We start from the raw sequence: 19,025 nt of genomic DNA, 5'->3' as shown, positions 1-19,025 counted from the left end.
TATGTTTGCTGTTTGAAGCCAAGGTGGCCGTGGTGGTGCTAGTAAATTTGAAATCGCTGTCTTGCAGTAATATCTCTGATGAATTTACCAGCAAATTGTAGTTGTGACTGCCAATCGCATTAGTTTTGACATTAATTTGAAAAGTTTCTTGGCCGCCAGCTGGCTTTGTTGTATCTTGTGGCACCCCAAAACCATAGGTATACATAGTTCCCGTAAAATATGGTTGTTCACCATCGGTACTAGTTAAGTTCACGGTGACTGCTAACTGATTAGCAATCGTGAGATAATTATTAAGTTCTGCTTGTAAACTGGCTACTGGCGTGTCTTTGATCGCCTCAAGCATGGCCTTGATATCTTCAATCGTTGCATCAGCATTAAGCTGACGTAGATACAAAACAGCACTATCATAATCGTGTTCAAGTTCACCAATTGTTTCAACTGCTCGGACTAATGCTTCACGTACGTCAACCCCATAAGCCTTGTTGCTAATCCACGTTGCTAATTGCAAAATATTGGCATCTAGTATTGTCTTGTTAATTGGATCTACCTCTGTTATATGAGTATAGTCTCTATATTGCGACACTTAATTCACTCCTCCCTTAAACAAAAATTTTGTTATAACTGTAACTGGCGTCAACTTTTAGGTTATTCCAGTTATCTGTTGATTGCCATGCGTCCGCACCACTTGGAGCAGTAGTAACGCCGTAGCTTGCAATCCACTTATATTTAGCAACCGAAGTAAATCGACTCCCAAACCAGCTAGCACTAGCGTAATCGACAGTGTTGCTATAGCCAGCGTCTGTCAGTATCTTGTAGAAAGCAGTAATCATGCTAGTTAAGGTGTCTTTATCTTTTGACAAGGTATCAGATTCAATGTCACATGCTACAATCGCATTTCTATCAATGCTATTAGCTTGTAACTTAGATAAGAAATATTTTGCTTCTAATTGCGCACCCGCAACCGTTGTCGAAGTTAGGAAGTGGTAAGAACCGATAAACTTCATGCCAGCGCTAATTACATTAGCTTTTTGACTAGCAAACAGTGGGTTAGTGTACGTCGTTCCTTGAGTAAGTTTGATGATTGCACCTTTAGCCCCTTTTGAGACTAAGTTGCTATACCAGCTAGCCTCTTGATCGGTAGTCGATGTTGCACCATTATTACTCGACAAGTCCACGAAAATACTACCCGCTGCCCAGTTTCCACTATTATTTTGTAAGCCTTTAACTTGTTGCTGAAGCCCGGCAATTGTAGCTTGCATTGTCTTATAAGCTTCAGACAGAGTGGTCGTTGCATTCGACAGTGTTTTAGCTGTATTGCTTACAGTAGCGACTTCGTTTGATAAACTTGCGATCTTAGTTCTTTGAATAGTAATCAGCCTATCTAAATTAACTGATTGTGCCCGCTGGTAATCCAAAACCGTCTTAGCTGTGTTGTTAAGGGTAACATCTTTCTGCTGAGTATTGTCAAATGGATAATGTTGATACTCCAAGACTTGCACATGAGTCGTGTACCCCATCGGTCGTATTTCCAAACGTCTAACTTCGCCGGCTATCGGCTTACTTAATTGGTCGCTCTTAATCTCAATTGACAAACTAGGTTCTGGAATCATCTGTGTTAGCGCGTAAATACGCATCGCATTGGCGTCTGTAAAACGTTCATCCGAGACGTCATCTCCACTGTGAATTCCCCACTTAGCAATGCTATCAGTATCTTGTACGATAAAAGGATCGAAGTAATATCGTATGGTATCTGCATCAGTATCATCATCAGAACTAGATGAAGATGTATCGACTGTTTTACCAAAACACTTAACCGAATTCACGATTTCCGTTGAATCATAAGTTAGGGTTACTTCTTGCGTGTCATATAGGTAGTCGATCCGATTACCATAATCTTTACCAAAGCTGTTAGATGAGTACACTCTGATTTGCTTATTATCGGGATAGATAACCGCAGTCGGCCATGTGCTAATGATTTGACTTAACATATCTTGCCCAGAATTATTACCCAAGTCTGTAATTTGTGCACTATCAAAGTTACCGATTACTTGATAGGTATACCCCATTGTATTACAAGAACTGTCGTCAAGGTAAAAAGAAAGAACGTCAGAAACTGAATAGGTCAACGTTCCCACCTTAGTATTATATTGTCTAATTCGCGATATTTCTGCGTAGACGTGGGTAGCTACAATTGCGGCAGTCGTTACGCCACTAGAATAATCAGGAGTGAATTGTTTGATGATAAATTCTTGGTTGTTCCAGTACAAGCTAGCTTCCACACTCAGACTATCATACGCAACCGAACCATCATCGTAAACAGTTAGCTGTAATTCCCACGTACTATTGGATTGCCAGTGCTCATAAAACGAGCTGTTTATGATGCAATTAAGTGGTATTTTCCTTGAGTCATTGTGAGCTTTAACAAGTAGCTTATCCAATTTTTTCCCCCCCTTAATCTAGGAATACATACGGAAAACTGAAAGTAACATCGAAGTCAGAAGATCCACCAATTGCAATATTATTCTGCCCAACGTCTAGCGACAGCGTATTGTAGTCTGTACTGTCAGTTGCTAACTCATTATTAACATAAGTATTAATACCATCAATTAATACCGTGTCGCTCTTAATTAGCAATTTATTAATCGTCCAATTACTGCCATTGGTGTGATTAAAAATTGATAACTGTGGTCCAGAATAATGAATTTTTATTTTGAGATCATGATGTTGATAGTATGGATCAATCTTAACGTCACCGCCATTTAAAATATTGATAGAGCTGTTAGCAGTGAGGTAGTCATCTGCATCTTGAATCGGAATATTGTACCCCAGAGGGTAATCATCAAAGATGTCGTCCATCTCATCAGTTCGCAGGCTGCTATACTTGTAGCCTGTCGGATTATCGAAAACAATACTAAACAGGCTGTCTAGTGAGCCATTTTCGGTTACTTTGATGTCAAAACTATTTGAGTGGACATACATCACCATATTGGGTTGTACGTCAGTTCGTAGGCGAATTGATTGTCGATTATCAAATAATTGATAGACACGATTTTTGATCCCTTGAAAATTCCGCCAATCAGAAAAGTGAGTGATGAAATTAGCCGTTATACTACTTTTATTAAAAGCGGTGTAATTAAAAATTGATCCGTCAGTTCCGCCATTATCTGTATACGTATTAGTTATCACAGGTGATGTATCTAATCCCAAAAAGCGAATTTCTGGTATCTTATCCTGCAATTCAAATTCCGGGTCAGACCCCACTTGGATATATAATTGTGCTTTGATCTGTAATTCCTCCCTATAATGCAGTCCATTTTTGCGTGCTCAAGTCACGAGCTTGTTGCTTGTAGTTTTCCTTCTGATCGAATGTCCCAATTCCTTTAGTGGCGGCAATTTGATCAGCGTTTAAGCCAATGATAGCTTTCATCATGGTAGCCATTGAGTTGACCACATTTGTCAATTCTTCAACTGTTTGTGCCAATCCTGAATCAGACGATCCCTCAACGGCTTGACGTGCTTCTTTTAATAACATGCTGGCCCGTGAATGCTGTGCAGGATCAGTTGGAATAACATATTCTGGTTTGTTGTGTTCTGCTAACTCAACCATCTGGTTGGTTAAAACTAAGCCACCCGTTGCCATCTGTTTATGCCCCGTTGGCCCCCAACCACGGCGTTTGCCTAGCGGAGCTAGATCCTTGTGCCAGTTAGAATCATTTAGAACGGCCATGATTTGGTCTAGTGCGCTGTGAATATTGGCATGGCCTTTAACCGCCCACGATTTCCAAGTGCTTAATTTATATTGCATTAATCCAACTGGCCGCCCAGTACCATCATGATCATCAATACCGCCACCTTGTGCAGGGTTAACCGTCGATTCAACCATTGCTTGCCAATAAAGTCTCTCAATATCACCGGCAGATAATGACTGATGCATCAATAATGCCGCATGGTGTGCTACTGACGTAAAATCACCCATGCTCATTTTTCCAGCTTTAGAGTTTCCATCGCCACCACCCAAATCATCAAATGCTTTTTTGAGTTTATTCAAGGCTTGCGCAACACCGTCAGTGATCTTGTCAGTCATTCCACCAGAAAGGCCGCGTTGCTCTGGTCCAACACCCGAAACACTGTTAATGTCGAATGTGCTATTGACAATCTGTTTCAAACTTTTAAGCGGATCAGTAATTTTTTCTAGTGCTTCCGATGCGGTATCGCTAATTTTATCCCAAACGTTGGAAGCACCACTGCTAACACTTTTTATGAATGAATCGATGTCAGAAGTGCCGTCAGCGTATCCTGGTAGATGATTTTTATATTGCCCACTCATCAGTTTTCTGGTGTCATTGGCATTCAAAATCTGTTCGCCTGGTCTGACATCTACAAATTCAGGACCATTAACACCTAAGAAATCAACTTGACCAGAATACGGCTTGTAACGTGCTTCTACTCCCGCTTCACCGACTAGTGCTTTGCTGGCTTGTGTAATAGCGCCACCAGTTGAATAAGCACCAATAGTGGCTTGCGAATATGCATAAGCAGACTTACCTGCATCAATCGTTTTTACTCCAAACGGCTTCGCAATCTTATTAAAGAAATCGGCAATTTTGGACCAAACACTTCCAGTACCTTCGCCTTGCTTCTTGTTAGCTTCCATCGAGCTATTGGCCTGGTTAACTGCATGAGTGACGACGCCTTTTGATTGCTCTCTAGCCGCGTCTTTTACTTGATCACGTTGCTTTTCAGCCTTTGAGATAGCATTTTTGCGTTGTGTTTCAGCCTTATCTGTAACGCTTTTCTCTTGATCTGTAGCGTGCTGGTATGTCTGATTCAATTGATTGAGTGCTTCTTGAGTAACTCTTTGTCGTTGCTGTTTGGCATAGGAACTATTGCCCTTGTACTGACGATCCGCGGCGGCAACAGTTTCTTTGTATTGACGATCTGCAGCACTGGTGACACTTTCATATTGTTTCTTTGCGGCAGCCGATTTGTCGCTGTATTCTTTGTTAGCCAGCGTTTTGGTTTTGTCGTACTCTTTTTGTGCCGCATTAACCGCACTTTGAAGTTGTTTGTTGGAGAGCTTACCCTTCTCATCGGTCAGCTTCTTAATGATCTTTAATTGCTTGTTAGATTCTAGCTGAATTTTACCAGTTAAAGTGGTGTGTAATTTGGCCTCTTTAGCACTTGTCTGTGTAGCACTTTTAATCCGAAGTTTATCAAGCGCCGCATCTTTCTTGTTTTCTTCCCTTTTGAGTGCCGTCTTCTTGTTGGCAATATCCTTTTGTACTTGATATGAAGCCTTGCCGTACCGCTGTTCATCAATCGCAATCTGGTTATTCCATTTTTTACGTGTTTTACTTTCCGTAGAATTCCACTTGTTGATTAAACTGGCTTTTTGTTGCGCATAATATTTAGCAATTGCATTTTGATCCGCATCCGACAGCTTTTCGTACTTATTGCGTTCACTACCCTTCTTCTTAACCGCAGCTACTTGCTTAGCATACTCTGCATCCGTCATATTCCCTGTCTTATGCAGTTCTTTTAGATCTGCTAAATCTTGTTTTTGTCTCTTGGAGTAATAAGATTTGTAAGCCTTTTGTAGATCATCGAGTGCTTTCTTTGTGCTTTCCGTCTTAACCTTTGGAGCGGTGACAGTTTTACCACTTAAAGCATGGCTAAGTTTAGCAACAATATTACTTGCAGTCTTACTATTACCAATTTGATCACCAATCGTCGCGCCCCAAGCAGCGCCAACTGGCCCACCAAAGGCAAAACCAATACCACCACCAATTAAAGTACCAGCGGTCGTTCCAACTGCCTTATACTTGGCGGTAGCTTTGCCAGATGTGACAGCTTTAGTAACACTACTACCAACGTCCCAAGCAGTTAATGCAAGTCCGGCGCCTGTTACGATCCGTGTACCAATGGATTTCCCTAAAAACGACCATTTACTACTTGACTTGCCAGCCGTCTTTTCAACATCACCGACAACGTTTGTTGCTTCACTTACTCCGGTTTTAGCCGTTGTAGCCTTTTCCGCGGTTCCTGATACAGAAGTACCACCAACATCAGCAGCTGCTTCTTTTGCGACGGCTAATTCTTGGTATTCTTTAGTTTGTAAGCTAATCAATTTATTTTGTGCAACAATCGCTTTTGTTTCAGCTGACTGAATTACGCCCAAAGATTCCATTGAACGAATGAAAGTGGCCACTTTATTAGTGACCCACATAGCCCCAAGAATTTCAGCGAACGTTTTAACTGTTCCGATATGTTCTGCCGCAAATTCACCGATTTTTAAAAAGCCACCGGCAACCTTAGCAGTTGCGGTAGCAGTTTTATTAATACTCCTTTGAAAATCTTCATCTGCAAACATTTTAGACATCTTGTTCGCAGCATCAGTCATGTATGGCAACATTTTTGAACCAAACATAATGGTTAAATTCGACCATGCTTGCTGGAAACGTGCTTCTGATTGTTGCGCAGTTTCAGAATTTTTTTGTGCTAATGTCTGTACATAATTGCCTTTGTCGCCGGCTTTTTGAACCTTATTTGTTAACTCTGATAATTCTTTATTATTAACAGCTAGAATTTGAGCGGCTTGCATACCAGTAGTACCAAAAATTGCTTTAAATACCGCTGCCTGTTGTGCACCACCTAGTTTTTGCGTGTGCTCTTGAATTATACTCATGATGCTTGACAGGCTCTTAAAGTTCCCATTAGCATCCTTGAAAACGTTGGTCGAACTGATACCAATACTCTTTAAAGCACTAGTAGCTTGCGCAGATGGTTGAGCTAAACTGACAATTGTTTTACGTAGCCCAGTCCCGGCTTTGTCTGCTTCGAGGCCGTGATTACTAAGCTCCCCCATTGCAGCACTAGTTTCAGAAAGCTTGAAGTGTGCGTTATGTGCAGTATCACCAACGTACTCCATACCCCTTCCTAAACTTTGAAAATCGGTTGCCGTTTGATCAGCCGCGTATGCAAGTTCATTAACTGTTTTTCTAGTATTTTTAGTCATCTTACCAGTGTTACTGGTACGCATGCCAAAAGCATCAATAACTTGCGAAGATACCTTAACCACATCACTAAATTCATCGCCCGATGCAACACTTGCTTGTAGTTCTGATCGCATGGCGCCCAGTGCTTCGGCCGAAGTATAGCCACGTTTTACAAGTTCCTGATATTGCTCGGCAATTGATTGCTGTGATTTACCGTACTGCACGGAATATTTAGTGCTGTCTTTCTGCATTTGAGCAACATTTTTGGTTACTTCTGCTTGTTTTTCACCGCCAGTGATTAACAAATTCGATGTAACTTTATATTCGTTTTGCAATGATGACGCTTTCTTAGCGCCGGAAAGCATTGCTGCCCCCACAACTCCAACACCGACACTAGCCCCAATAGCGTCTGATCTAATACTTGCGAAGCCACTTTTTACTTTGCTTGCAGTGATCGACATGGCATCACGCATTTTAACTTCTTGTGTTGTCATACCACCAACTGCGTGATTTAAACTCTTAATTTGAGCCTCGTTAGTTTTATATTCGGCAGTTAAACTATTAACGCGAATGATCTGTTTTTGGTATTCCGATGACGTCTCACCATATTCATTTTTGAGTTGGCCAAGGCGGCCTTTTTCAGCTTGCAGTTGTGCATCCATCTTTTGATGAACATCAACTAGGCCGTTTAGTTTAGTTTTTTGAGCACTCCACGTCTTACCTTCGGCTTCCAAAACAGCTACATAACCTTGGTTAACCTTAGTTGCCATAGACGTTGCTTCTTTTAATTGAAGCACACCCGATTTTTGCAAATTAACTGAATCATTTGCCCGCTTTAATTGGCTTTCATATGAATTAAGTTGTCGTGTGCTTGATTCGATTTGTTTATTTAATTTCAAATACTCTTCGGTATCTTTTTGTGTAATACCGGTTTCTTCACGACGTTTGTCTTTTAATTCTGTTAATTTTTTTCTAATTCGTCATACTTTTGTTTGCTGCTAGATACCGACGTATCAAGGCTAGACATTTCTTGACGAGTTTTAGTGATTTCAGCATTATACTTTTCAAATGTTCGAGCAGTTTCTTCGTTAACGTTAATAAGGCCACGTTGGCGCGTTTCTAATTCTGCAATTGATTGTTTTTGAATTTTGATAACATTGCTTAATCCTTCGTACTTTACCTTAGCAGCACCAAGATAGTCACCGGAATTTTTCAACGCAATTTCTTGTGCTTTCCATTCATTGTTGGTCGCTTTTATGGCATCCTTAAGACCTTTTAGAGAACCAACGGCTTGTACACTATCCAAACTAATTCGTGTTGCTATTTCTTCTTGTACTTTACCCATTGATTACCCTCCTCGCATCCTTCTGTGTGCCTCACCTGACGACATAACCCGATCTTCACGTGGCTTAGCTTGCATTAGTTCCAAAAGTTCAAAGAAATCCTCTTGCCCAAATTCACTTGGTAACATGCCTGCTTCCATCAATAAATGCTGTTTAAGATATAGAAAATCTTCACGCTCATTTTTGGCTTTTACTAATTCACGCCGATAGCGTGCTAACCTTTTTTTGGGTCTTCGTCCTCGTCAATCTCGGCGTCTAAAATAATTTGGGGATCATAGTCGGGGCCTTCGTTAACTCGCGAAATCAAATAATAGGTAAATGCTCCTAAGCCTTCCCCATCAAGACTCTTTCGAGCCGCTTTTAACTGTTTAGCATTCAAGCCTAAAACTTCTTTAATAAATTCGAAAGCTGTGTCAGTAAAGTCTTGATCTTCTTTTTCATCTTCAAGCGATTTTTGAGCATTTTTGAGCTGAATTTTAAGTTCTTCTAATTCTGATAATTCCTCTTGGCTATCTTCCTTATCCGATTTTTCAGCCAATTCTTGTTGCTTAGCCAATTCCAAGTTGTATTTAAGATTTTTAATGTTTGTCTCTTTCAGCTTAATACTCATTTTGCTAGCTAAATCGTGATTATAGATAGATGTAAACACCTCAATAGGCTTGTCGATTCCGATCATTTTGGCATTGATAGTAATTTTTGGCATTGCTAATTCCTCCTAAATTTTATGTATACAAAAAGCCGCCATTAAGCGGCTTGAATTATGTTTGATTAATCTTATGATTTCGGAACGGTTGTACCGGTTGGCGCCACGTATCCGCCAAAGACTTCCTTGCGCATATCAGCCTCGCTAAATCCGTCAGCTGCACTGTAATAATATTTGTACGGCCGTTGTACACCTTGATCATCAATAAATACTGTATCGCCAAGTGGATCAAGTGCATCATATTCAAATGTCCCGTTGTAATCGACTTCGGAATTAGTGTTAGTCCCATGATTATGAGCCACTTCGATCATTTCACCATTGGCAAAACAGTCGTAAAACAGGTTTCCTTCAAAATCAAAAGAAGCTACAATGATTGCTACATGAGGTTTCTTAGCACTTGATAGCACATAACCGCCCTTTCCATCGGAAACATAGCCCTTCATTTTGGCCATGACAGAACCGTCCATATCTAACATTGTTAGAGCTAAAGATGGTGTCTGTGAACCGTGTGCCATACGCTTTGTTTTCCCATTAGCGTATTGAGGCGTTCCTTTTTCTTCCAATCCAGTGATATTAGCTGTCGTAGCACCTTCACCATCACCATCGGCATGGTAAATACCTGTTGTTGATAGACCTTTGACAGCGTCCGTGATAATCTTGCCGTTATCGTCTAAATTTGCAAATTCAACCCATGCAATGTCTTTAAAACTTACTCCTACTGGCATTTAAAGTCCTCCTTTAATATCTTTGACAAAATAAAAGACCTTGCACCATTGCTTAGTGTCCGGGTCTTTAATCCTATTTTTTGATTGTTCAATTTGCCAACCGTCTAAGTTAAACAGCTTGGCAATTGTTATTTCTACATCTTGAAAATTAATATTCGTATCTTTGGCGTAAAAAATCTGTAATTCTACTCCAATTTGCCAGCCTTTAAAAGTCTGATTAGCATAATAAGCTGGTTCATTAACGTATTCCGTAATGAGAACGTCTGTTTTATCGGTATCGTCAACCACACTTTCAGGAATAGACCCGCGATAAACATTGTTGATCCAACTATAACTAGCTGATTTAATCAGATTACTAGCTTGAACCACTGACAGTTCCACTAGTTACCACCCCCTTTTAGCCGATCATAAGTTGCCTTTTCAGCAGCAAATATTTCTGCTTCCGAGCTTTTCCGTGCATTATCAACGAAATGAGTGGCTGGCATTTTCTTCGTACCATCATTTAAGAATCTAGCAATGTATGCTTTTTCGCCAAATCCCACGACACTGTTACCATTCTTATGACCGCCAATGTCAGTGTCTTGAAACGTCACGGCATCTCGTAAATGCTCATACTTTTTATCATCATGATCTGATCGAGGGGTCACTTTCCGCAAATTATTAGCCAAAACTGCGGCCCCAGCCGCCGTAATTGTCTGCGATTCTTTTGTTGAAGGAACACGGTCGCCAATTTGTTTAAACCATTTGTCTAACTGATCTTGCAACGGATCCATGATTTACACTCCTTTTTGTAATTTCAAAGTAACTAAATCATAATCAATCGGCTTACCGGTGGTACCTTTAGAAATATCCACGATATCATAAACATCCTCTGAATTTTTAAACTGTGCTTTTAGTGCTTTATCTACTTTATCAGTGGACCGGATCACAATGATGATGGTATTGGCTAAATCAGTCCCATTAACTTGATAATTTTGCGTTTGTGTTCGCTGATAATCGGCATAGTGCTTACTGAACTGTGCCACAAATTTAGTGTAATAATCGCCTGTATTATCATTTTCAACACTGTCTACTGTTCCAAAGCTAACTACTTTGCATAGTCGCTGAACTGCTATTTGCACTATAAGCACCTCTAATCTTCCAGCGAATGCCGTTAATCATGTACTGATAACTAGGCGGATAGGCGATTTTTTGTTCGCCTAGATTCCCCCGGTTATAGTAAGTGAAATCTACTAATGTTTTCACGGCTTGATTAAACAGTTTGTATTCTCGATATTTTTCTAATTCAATGTTGTCATCGATTGATCCTTGAATATCGATTTCGGCTACATCAATTAATGATTGAAGTACATCTGCATCTTCATCGCTATCTAAGTTCAAATAAGCCTGCATATCTGCTACCGATACTGCATCATTATCAGTCAAACAATCGCCTCCAATCATAGCCGCCAGCTACGCTTACTGTTTATTTCTTAGGCGACATTTTGTTCAGTTACTTTCCAGGAGTTACGGTTGATGTGTCAGAATTAGTTACAAAATACCCTGCGGCCGTATCGGCTTGTTCTACTCCAAAACGGAAGGCAGCCCCAAGATAGCGGCCATAAATTTTGCTTTCGTCCCATGCCAATGTAACTTGTTGGCGATCAGTAAACAGCACGCCTCGCTTTAAGTCACCAATAAAGGCCTTTTGATCACCTGCAGCTGATCCTAGCAACATGTCACCAACTACATAGACTGGCACGCCGAGTAGTGTTCCTTTAGCCGTGCCACCAGTAATTGAATCACTAGCATCATGTAATAAATACCGGCCGTTTTTGTCCTTTAAAGTGTCTAGTGTGTTGAATAGGGATTGAGTCACCACAAGAGCCTTACTGTAAGCCGGATCAAGATCAACGTTTAAAATATGCTTCAAATTATCAACCAGAGTGTCGGTGGTTGTGGTTTTAGCTGTAAATGCTTGCAAGACTGGAGCAATCATCGCGTTATAAGTATTTACTGATTTTTCGTGAATAGATTGACCGACTAAAGCAGTCAAATCAACTAGTGAATCGGCAATTGCTTCTTCTGAGAGTGGGATTGCACCACGATAAGTCTTTACTGACCAATCAACATCGGTAAATTCGGGTTCAGCTAAAGATGGGTTTTCAGCTAGTTCAGCAACTGAACTAAACCGATCAGTAGCACGTTTTAAGATTGGGTAAGTTCCTTTTGGCGTAGTAACTGGCGTTTTAGTAACCAAAGCCGACAAATCCACTACAGAATTAATTTCTGCGGTAGGATCGTAAATGATCTGTTCCGGAATCAATACACCAGCTTCTGTAGATGTAACCTGCTGGCTTGCAGTATCCACTACCTTGCCCCGCGAATGAATGAAATCATTGATTGCCTTCTTAGCTTTATCCAGGGACTTCGTCGGTGTAAGATTTTTACCTGGTTCTGTTGGCTTTGCATTATTGTTCGTTGGTTTATTTTTTTCTTCTGCTTCGAGTTCCTTCAATTGATCATTAATTGCATCACGGCGTGCTTTCTTAGCCGTCAATTCATCTTTAATTTTAGTAAAATCCTCCGGTTTAGCAGAATCATCTTGTAACTTTGCGCTTAGTTGTGCGTTCAAGTCTGAACATTTAGCGCTAACCTCGTTAAATAATGCTTGTAATTGTTCTTTATTCATTGGTATTGTCATCCTTTCCATAAAAAATAGCCATCTTAGCTTGCACGAGTTTTTCGTGTTCACTAATCTGACTAGTTGTGTTTTTCAATTTTTGGTTTTCTGAAATTAAATCTTTAATCTTAGTAATAGAACGATGATTAACTAACGGTGACTTAACTAAATTGGTGACGGGCTCAAAACTCATAACTTCATCAACTAACCCTAAATCGATGGCATCTTGGGCGGATAACCATGATTCTTTATCCATCAACTCTAAAAACTCATCAACTGGACGACCTGTTTTATCAGCATAGATCGCTGCAATGCTTTGATTGACTGTTTGTAGCATATTTGATGCACGGTCCATATCATGATAATTGCCCTCAGCACCACTAGCAGCATTGTGGATCATCATTCTAGCGCCGGGCGATATTTGTACCTTACCAGCCCCCATCGCCACAATAGTTGCGGCTGAATAGGCGTTAGCCGAAATTTGTGCTGTAACATCACCCGAATAGTTTTTTAAAGCTGTGTAAATTTCCGTAGCTGGATCAACTTCACCACCATTTGAAGCAATGTCTAACGTTACTGGAGACCCGTCGTCTGGCAAACTATCGAGCACATCTTGAGGTGAAACAACGGTCATTCCTAAAAAGTCACGATAAATCGGTGCATCATCATCATTGGTAACCATACCTTTAACTGGGATTGTAACCATATTGTTATCACCTCCTTTCACTATGAATTATTTTTTTCTGGTGCTACATATTCGGGCAAATTATCCGGTAGGTAACCTTCTCGTTTTAAGACAAACTGAATTTGTTCTGGTGACAAAGCGTCAAACTGAGATAGTTGGTTCATTTGCTTAATTAGTGTTGAATCATCAACATCCAACATGCTCTTAATGTCTAGTTCTAAGTCAGGAGCATTAAATTTTAGCCTTAGTTCATCAATAATCGGGCCCACGTATGTATTTAGATTTGACAAATACAAGGCCTTAATTTGATCGCTATTGCTATGCTGGCTTTCAGTAGATGATCCACCGCCTAACATGTCACTTGGCACTCCAAATGCCGTCGCAATTCGATCAGCGGAGTATGAAGCATTTTCATTCAATGCCTTGAACACATCTGTTTTCATTTCGTATGCTTCGTAGTCTAAAAAATCAGGAAGCACCATTAAACGACCAGAATTGTCGCCGCCGTTAGCTTTCTCAAAAGATTCTCGTGCTTGCTCTAAGTCATTAGGATTATCACTGTTGTAATTGGCTACTTTTAGTTTGCCGGCTGAATTAATCTGATTATTTAACGTGTTCAAATTGCTATCGGTCGTCTTCTGATCAATTGTCAACGACGTTTGCAAACTTTCTAGTGGTGATCGACCAATTAAATAGCGATATTCAGGATCTGGCATTAGCCGAAAATGTAGCATTTCATCTTGGCTAATTTTCATCTCGGGACGGTTATTGTTTTCCATTACCGTATACGTAATACCCGTGTTACCAGGTAAATAATTAATTTGCACATCAGACGGTGGCACATGTTCGAGATTCGTTGACGAAAGTGGAATATAATCATTGCCTGACAAACATAGCTGTATTAAAACACCCTGCCAAAATGAAAACCGACTAATAAGGTTAGATGGCCTCTCTAGTCGGTTTAAAGCAGCTTTATTTTCAGTTTTAAAATGAGCTGATGCAATATCACTAGAAATGCGGTTAATTACACTGTAAATATTGACGTTTTTTAACGCGCCACCCGCATCAACGTAACTAACAGGAATCCCACCCACGCTGGTATTGAAGCTCAATAATCCAGGAGTGCTTGGGTAAACCATGTTAGTGATTTTAGGTTTATGATAATTTTTCGGGGTAAGTAGTCCCATTCAATCACCCCATTTCCTTTTCAGTGAGATAAGCAATGGTAATTAAAATGATACCCAATGCCAAATATCCCAAAATTAGATTAAATAAAAAGGCACTGTATGCAACCAGCGCCATGCCCACAATAAATAAAATCGGTGTAAACCAATTTTTGATTAGTTCTACAAATTTTTTTGCCATAATTAACACCTCCTATCCGCCGAAAACCGCGTCCCAGAACTTATTTTTGTTATCCGAACTCATATCATTGAGTGGGTTGTAATTTTCATCATGATAGTCTTCAAAATACTCACGGATATTGTATGCGGCATTAATTAACGCGTCTGCCGTATCAATATGCGTACTGGTACGATTTTGACGATCTATTTTAATCGCACCGCCTCGATCTTCAACCAAAACGGCGTTGTTTAAGCCATCAATTAATAGCGGATCATTAATAATTTTAACGTCACCATTGATAAACCTAGTTTGAAAGAACTTCGTTGAATCTGATAACTGATAAGATGTGGGACTGACAGTTGCGAGCACCCACTCTTTATGATAATTTTCGATTTTTGCCACAAACCAGCGGGCTAAATTGGGATCAGCAACAATTCTTTTTACATTTAGGCTATTTTCCTTAATAAACTTAACTAGCCATTGATAGACTTGTTCTTCATCGATAACCCCACTTGGTAGGTCGGTGACTTCGCAAATGCTTTTTCGCTGTAATGCTTCATAATTCAATCCGTCTTGCTTAGATTTAGCCTGTAAACTCTTGGCTTGAGCAAACGGAATAAAACTATACTGCATGGCATAATATTTATGCTTGTTCCCATCCACATACGGAAACATAAAGCCAAATGATGTATTATCGTTTGTTTGACTCGCATCAAAACCAATAAATACATCGTGACCACGAATATCAAACCGATCAATGATACTGTTTTGAATATTGCTTAACGATAGAAAACTATTCTGAAACCGGCGTGACCACAAGTTGAGGTTCTTATTAACAAATGATTCCAGTGTTCCTTCACGTTCATCTTTGTCCCTAGATTCAATCATTGATGCTAGCAAAGTTTGCGCTTTTTCCTTCGGATATCCGTCAAGTAAGGGATTAGACTTTGCCCATGTCTCAGGCTCAAATACTTCATCTTCACTGTCTTGACAATAAAGCACTTGGAAAGTTTCATCACCATCGCGTTTAGAGTCTTGCTCAAGTAATGTTCGCATAACGTCCTGATCGTTTTTAAATTTAACTTTAATGTCGGGATAGGCCGTTGAAATCTGCACAAACATGCGATTATTAATATCACCTTGACCAGTTGAAATCTGCTTTAAAGTTTCATTCAATGCTGGTCTCAAATTTCCAATTTCATCATACACAGCAATCGCATTATGGAATGAGTCAAACCCACCACCCTGTGATGAACCCTTACGAATCGTATTTTTATTTTCACGACCGATAATTTGATACGACTGTACACTTACATCGTTTTCTTTGACCCAATCTTTGAAATCATCTAGTTTAACTAACTTTTTAGCTTGAATAGCCACATCATTAAAGAGTTTCGTTGCGTGTTCATTGTCATAACTAGCAATGAGCAAATCTTGCGAAGAGGCTTGCCGACACACGACGAAATAATAAAAATTAATCAGCATTGATGCAATCCAAGTTTTTCCTTGTGCACGCGCAATGGAAATAATGGCTGTAGTGTAGCGTGTTCCTTTATTGGGCTTCCGCCAGCCAATCAAACTATCTAAAATAAATGATTGCCATAATTGTGGTTCAATTTTTTCATGTAGCTTTTCAGGGTTTGGCAGCATACGTGTGAAATATTCGATTGCGTTAACCATATTCAAGTCATAATGATATGGAAAATCTTCATCACCGATGCGCTTTAAATCATTTAAATGACGCACACATGCAAGTTGAGTGTCCCGCCCGGTCATGAACTTATCTGTAAAGATAACTTGATAGGCATATTTTGTAGCAGGATCACTATATTTTGACAAAATATCATCGTATTCAGTTTTAAATGTGCTCATATACTCTTTAATATTTTGAACACCCGTAAAATCAAATTTCTGCACCAAATCCTGCTTCCTCCAATGGACTATTGCTCTGCTTTTCAGGTGGTTCTTTAATTGTTATTTGGCGCAAACCAGAATCAAATGATAACCCCAGTGAAAAGCCTAACGATTTTAAATTTTTGATACACGAATCTAATTGAATAGCTTGCGGCGCACGCTTAATTGGATTCCCATCTCCATCTTTAAGCCAAACACCGTATTCTCCAATTGCATCTTCACATTCCAAGTAAAGATAGTATGTAGTGCAGTACATTTCTAAATTAGCCTGATCAATATATTTCAAATATCCCGCTTTTTGAATTTCAGCATACAAATTTTTGTAAAGTGTCTTAGCAGCTACCGATAAATGATTCGGTGGAGTGACTTGAATGGGCTTTAACTCGTTTTTATTTTGTTTTTCACCAATCTCAGTCACCTTATTACTCTTTACAATTTTAAAATCTTGCTTTTCCAACTAAATCACCTCCCTTTTCCAAAATTAGATGCGATTCGAGGTACCCTTTTTAGGCTGTAACCCTTGATGCTATGCGATTTCTTCCTGATTTGGGATTTTTTCCAAATTGCTCGCGCAACAGATGGACGGCTCATGTGTGAGCTTTCCCTCAAGCAACATAGGCCCCCCTCTTTTATATTTTAAAATCTTTTTAAGGTAGTTGATCACATTTTTTTAAAGACGCTTAGAACGCATTATATGGCCTTTAAACAGTATTGTGATGTTGCTCGTGTTTTACGATCCATTCGGTCACTTTGTCCCTGTCCCATTGCTTGCTAACATCAAGGTTTTCAATCAATGACTGTGACTGGTAAAGTTCATCTTCAAGTTGTCCCTTCCAGTAGTGGCATCGTTTGCAGATCACCCATAGGTTGTTGACCTCCAACTGCTTACGTCGATCCACACGTCTAGGTACAATATGATCTGTCACTAAGTAGCCTGGCTTGTCATAGGTATGACCACAGCATGCACATGTAAAGTAGGCTTGCTCTTTAAGCCATCTACTTAGCTTCTTCCATTGCTTTGACTGGTAGAATGTATTGGCTTCTTTGTCACGCTTATAACGATTGTATGATTGATAAGACGTGCGTCGCTTATGCTTGTCAAACCTGCTGTAAGTGCCATGATATAGACTTGCATGCTGGTTGCAATATGGATTGGACTGATCATAGGGTATCTCGTGATAACAACCCGCTTTGCGGCATATGCGCACTCTAGGCATTGGTATCGTCCTCAATGATTGCCAGTCGTGTGTTAGGCTTTCTTAACAGCGCTATTGTCTCGGGATTGCTAATACTGACATTAGCATAAACAATCTTAGCTTGATCCCATTCAGGAAGTTCATGTATCTTCGGCTGGTGTTCTTTATCTGCATTGTCTTCATGCTGTGACACTGCGCTTAAAGCTTCCGTTAATGCGTTGATAGACTTAACCAGCTCATCATCTAGTCTTACATCAGTAGCCATATCTGCTTCAACACGTGGCTTAGGTGTTCCATCGTTTCTTAACTGCTTAATCAAGTCAGCAGCTTTCTCTGGAATTTCCTCTTGTGTTTTAATCGGTGCATCATCATTAACGTGTTGGTCAACAATGCCACCAACTTGATCCTTATTACGTTTAAAAAACATTACGATTCCTCCCTGTATTAACGTTCCTTAATCCAGCACGCAACAAAATAGGCGATTAATATTGCCAACACAATGATCCATACAACTGCATAGAATCCTACATAAATAATTGCTGGGCTGAATACTAATAACCAATCCCAATTAATCGCACCAGCTAATCGTGCACCTGTAACCATTGCGGTGAGAATTATTACTAACCATTTCATATTTTTTCCTTTCAAGCGTATCTTTTGATAAACTAAATACATATTTGTTATTCTAATGATGTACACATACTACATTTTCAACGAAGGGAGATTCATTTATGACTCAAGAGGAAAAGTTTGAGAGCAAAAAGGATCAATTAGCTGGTAAGACTAAGGAAGTCGGTGGAAAAGTGACCGGTGACAAAGAATTGGAAGCTGAAGGAAAATCTCAGGGTGTGCTTGGTAAAACTAAGGAAAAGCTTGGCGATGCAAAAGATACGGTAAAAGGTGCTACAGAAAGTGTCAAAGAAAAGTTGTCCGGTAATAAAGATTAATAGTTAATGTAACGTAGACGGAGTTTGTGTGGGTGCTCCGTCTTTTTTGTACACTTTTTTATGCAAACTAAAAGCGCCATGCTGTTTAGCACGACGCTCTAGTTCCCATTTTCTGTCAATTCCAGCAATCACGTCACGCTCATACTGGCAACTGACCAATCCATAATCTGTACGCTTAACTCTTGATACCATATTGATCAGTCCTTTCTATGTACCGTCAGCGCGCTTGACGGCTGTTGATGCAACTATAAAAAGCCAACAGTGCTGCACGCTTAATGTTTATTGTTATTCCGCTGCACGCTAGCTTTGTTATGTACAAAAAAAGCCGACCTGGAAGTCGACTTGGAAAATATTTTCCGCTCACTTATTTAACGACGCTGATTATGACGTCTCATATATATGTACGGCTGATAACGGAGCTACCCGGTTGCTATCTCAATCTTTCCATGTTACCAATATATACCCTTTTTTAAGGCAAACAGTCCGATCATACTCCGATGTTTGTCCGACA

The 19,025-nt window shown here is 39.9% G+C and carries 22 protein-coding genes; 1 reads left to right on the top strand and 21 read right to left on the bottom strand.

Annotation, left to right across the window (positions count from 1 at the left end):
* From FD16_RS11255 to FD16_RS11165, 20 genes are all read right to left on the bottom strand, one after another.
* On the bottom strand, window positions 1–583 hold a 583-nt coding region (locus FD16_RS11255), incomplete at its 3' end, for a hypothetical protein (protein ID WP_156403255.1).
* 16 nt (window positions 584–599) lie between these two features.
* Complete coding sequence (locus FD16_RS11250) at window positions 600–2,438, bottom strand: phage tail protein (RefSeq protein ID WP_010622286.1); 1,839 nt, start codon at window positions 2,436–2,438, stop codon at window positions 600–602.
* Between the two features lie 13 nt (window positions 2,439–2,451).
* The gene (locus FD16_RS11245; protein WP_010622287.1) at window positions 2,452–3,237 is read right to left on the bottom strand and encodes a phage tail domain-containing protein; all 786 of its coding nucleotides are present in this window, start codon (window positions 3,235–3,237) and stop codon (window positions 2,452–2,454) included.
* Window positions 3,238–3,298: 61 nt separating this feature from the next.
* A complete protein-coding gene (locus FD16_RS11240; protein WP_010622288.1) occupies window positions 3,299–7,894 on the bottom strand; it encodes a phage tail tape measure protein in 4,596 nt (1,531 codons plus the stop codon).
* Window positions 7,895–7,956: 62 nt separating this feature from the next.
* A complete protein-coding gene (locus tag FD16_RS11235) occupies window positions 7,957–8,340 on the bottom strand; it encodes a hypothetical protein (RefSeq protein ID WP_010622289.1) in 384 nt (127 codons plus the stop codon).
* A gap of 212 nt (window positions 8,341–8,552) precedes the next feature.
* Entirely contained in the window at window positions 8,553–9,041 is a 489-nt protein-coding gene (locus tag FD16_RS11230) for a hypothetical protein (protein ID WP_010622290.1), read from the bottom strand.
* A gap of 71 nt (window positions 9,042–9,112) precedes the next feature.
* Complete coding sequence (locus tag FD16_RS11225) at window positions 9,113–9,766, bottom strand: phage tail protein (RefSeq protein WP_010622291.1); 654 nt, start codon at window positions 9,764–9,766, stop codon at window positions 9,113–9,115.
* Window positions 9,767–10,147 carry a DUF806 family protein gene (locus FD16_RS11220; protein WP_010622292.1) on the bottom strand — a complete coding sequence of 127 codons (381 nt, stop codon included), beginning with the start codon at window positions 10,145–10,147 and terminating at the stop codon, window positions 9,767–9,769.
* On the bottom strand, window positions 10,147–10,539 hold the full coding sequence (locus tag FD16_RS11215; protein WP_010622293.1) for an HK97-gp10 family putative phage morphogenesis protein: 393 nt from the start codon (window positions 10,537–10,539) through the stop codon (window positions 10,147–10,149). The genes FD16_RS11220 and FD16_RS11215 overlap by 1 nt, the downstream gene beginning before the upstream one ends.
* A gap of 3 nt (window positions 10,540–10,542) precedes the next feature.
* A complete protein-coding gene (locus tag FD16_RS11210; RefSeq protein WP_010622294.1) occupies window positions 10,543–10,887 on the bottom strand; it encodes a phage head closure protein in 345 nt (114 codons plus the stop codon).
* Window positions 10,850–11,191: a head-tail connector protein gene (locus FD16_RS11205; RefSeq protein WP_010622295.1), complete on the bottom strand. Its 342-nt coding sequence runs from the start codon at window positions 11,189–11,191 to the stop codon at window positions 10,850–10,852. Before FD16_RS11205 ends, FD16_RS11210 begins: the two co-directional genes overlap by 38 nt.
* 67 nt (window positions 11,192–11,258) lie before the next feature.
* Window positions 11,259–12,437, bottom strand: coding sequence for a phage major capsid protein (locus FD16_RS11200; RefSeq protein WP_010622296.1), 1,179 nt, complete (start codon window positions 12,435–12,437; stop codon window positions 11,259–11,261).
* Window positions 12,430–13,134 carry a head maturation protease, ClpP-related gene (locus tag FD16_RS11195; RefSeq protein ID WP_010622297.1) on the bottom strand — a complete coding sequence of 235 codons (705 nt, stop codon included), beginning with the start codon at window positions 13,132–13,134 and terminating at the stop codon, window positions 12,430–12,432. The genes FD16_RS11200 and FD16_RS11195 overlap by 8 nt, the downstream gene beginning before the upstream one ends.
* A 20-nt stretch (window positions 13,135–13,154) precedes the next feature.
* Window positions 13,155–14,300 carry a phage portal protein gene (locus FD16_RS11190; RefSeq protein WP_010622298.1) on the bottom strand — a complete coding sequence of 382 codons (1,146 nt, stop codon included), beginning with the start codon at window positions 14,298–14,300 and terminating at the stop codon, window positions 13,155–13,157.
* Between the two features lie 4 nt (window positions 14,301–14,304).
* A complete protein-coding gene (locus tag FD16_RS12630; protein WP_076625572.1) occupies window positions 14,305–14,478 on the bottom strand; it encodes a DUF1056 family protein in 174 nt (57 codons plus the stop codon).
* Window positions 14,479–14,490: 12 nt separating this feature from the next.
* Window positions 14,491–16,374: a terminase TerL endonuclease subunit gene (locus FD16_RS11185; RefSeq protein ID WP_029508382.1), complete on the bottom strand. Its 1,884-nt coding sequence runs from the start codon at window positions 16,372–16,374 to the stop codon at window positions 14,491–14,493.
* Entirely contained in the window at window positions 16,361–16,828 is a 468-nt protein-coding gene (locus FD16_RS11180) for a phage terminase small subunit P27 family (RefSeq protein ID WP_010622300.1), read from the bottom strand. Before FD16_RS11180 ends, FD16_RS11185 begins: the two co-directional genes overlap by 14 nt.
* Before the next feature lie 244 nt (window positions 16,829–17,072).
* Window positions 17,073–17,588, bottom strand: a complete 516-nt coding sequence (locus FD16_RS11175) for an HNH endonuclease (protein ID WP_010622301.1) — start codon at window positions 17,586–17,588, stop codon at window positions 17,073–17,075.
* Window positions 17,581–17,994, bottom strand: a complete 414-nt coding sequence (locus FD16_RS11170; RefSeq protein WP_010622302.1) for a hypothetical protein — start codon at window positions 17,992–17,994, stop codon at window positions 17,581–17,583. The genes FD16_RS11175 and FD16_RS11170 overlap by 8 nt, the downstream gene beginning before the upstream one ends.
* Before the next feature lie 17 nt (window positions 17,995–18,011).
* Window positions 18,012–18,200 carry a hypothetical protein gene (locus tag FD16_RS11165; protein ID WP_010622303.1) on the bottom strand — a complete coding sequence of 63 codons (189 nt, stop codon included), beginning with the start codon at window positions 18,198–18,200 and terminating at the stop codon, window positions 18,012–18,014.
* 98 nt (window positions 18,201–18,298) lie between these two features.
* On the opposite strand from FD16_RS11165, the gene FD16_RS11160 reads away from it, so the two are divergent.
* Window positions 18,299–18,514: a CsbD family protein gene (locus FD16_RS11160; RefSeq protein WP_010622304.1), complete on the top strand. Its 216-nt coding sequence runs from the start codon at window positions 18,299–18,301 to the stop codon at window positions 18,512–18,514.
* A 3-nt stretch (window positions 18,515–18,517) separates the two neighbouring features.
* On the opposite strand, the gene FD16_RS11155 is transcribed toward FD16_RS11160, so the two are convergent.
* Window positions 18,518–18,706 (bottom strand): hypothetical protein, encoded by a 189-nt coding sequence (locus FD16_RS11155; protein ID WP_010622305.1) that lies wholly within the window; start codon window positions 18,704–18,706, stop codon window positions 18,518–18,520.
* Window positions 18,707–19,025 lie beyond the last annotated feature (319 nt).

Source organism: Paucilactobacillus suebicus DSM 5007 = KCTC 3549 (genome assembly GCF_001434475.1).
GTDB classification, from domain to species: domain Bacteria; phylum Bacillota; class Bacilli; order Lactobacillales; family Lactobacillaceae; genus Paucilactobacillus; species Paucilactobacillus suebicus.
Note: the sequence above shows the minus strand (reverse complement) of the source record. Positions and strands in the feature narration are given on the sequence as shown.

Excerpts from the sequence above, each read along its gene's own strand:
- FD16_RS11170 (WP_010622302.1), bottom strand. The coding sequence starts at position 17,994 with ATGTTTTTTAAACGTAATAAGGATCAAGTTGGTGGCATTGTTGACCAA.
- FD16_RS11215 (WP_010622293.1), bottom strand. The coding sequence starts at position 10,539 with ATGGATCCGTTGCAAGATCAGTTAGACAAATGGTTTAAACAAATTGGC.
- FD16_RS11230 (WP_010622290.1), bottom strand. The coding sequence starts at position 9,041 with ATGCCAAAAATTACTATCAATGCCAAAATGATCGGAATCGACAAGCCT.
- FD16_RS11165 (WP_010622303.1), bottom strand. The coding sequence starts at position 18,200 with ATGAAATGGTTAGTAATAATTCTCACCGCAATGGTTACAGGTGCACGA.
- FD16_RS11200 (WP_010622296.1), bottom strand. The coding sequence starts at position 12,437 with ATGAATAAAGAACAATTACAAGCATTATTTAACGAGGTTAGCGCTAAA.
- FD16_RS11225 (WP_010622291.1), bottom strand. The coding sequence starts at position 9,766 with ATGCCAGTAGGAGTAAGTTTTAAAGACATTGCATGGGTTGAATTTGCA.
- FD16_RS12630 (WP_076625572.1), bottom strand. The coding sequence starts at position 14,478 with ATGGCAAAAAAATTTGTAGAACTAATCAAAAATTGGTTTACACCGATT.
- FD16_RS11175 (WP_010622301.1), bottom strand. The coding sequence starts at position 17,588 with ATGCCTAGAGTGCGCATATGCCGCAAAGCGGGTTGTTATCACGAGATA.
- FD16_RS11195 (WP_010622297.1), bottom strand. The coding sequence starts at position 13,134 with ATGGTTACAATCCCAGTTAAAGGTATGGTTACCAATGATGATGATGCA.
- FD16_RS11235 (WP_010622289.1), bottom strand. The coding sequence starts at position 8,340 with ATGGGTAAAGTACAAGAAGAAATAGCAACACGAATTAGTTTGGATAGT.
- FD16_RS11160 (WP_010622304.1), top strand. The coding sequence starts at position 18,299 with ATGACTCAAGAGGAAAAGTTTGAGAGCAAAAAGGATCAATTAGCTGGT.
- FD16_RS11155 (WP_010622305.1), bottom strand. The coding sequence starts at position 18,706 with ATGGTATCAAGAGTTAAGCGTACAGATTATGGATTGGTCAGTTGCCAG.
- FD16_RS11190 (WP_010622298.1), bottom strand. The coding sequence starts at position 14,300 with ATGGGACTACTTACCCCGAAAAATTATCATAAACCTAAAATCACTAAC.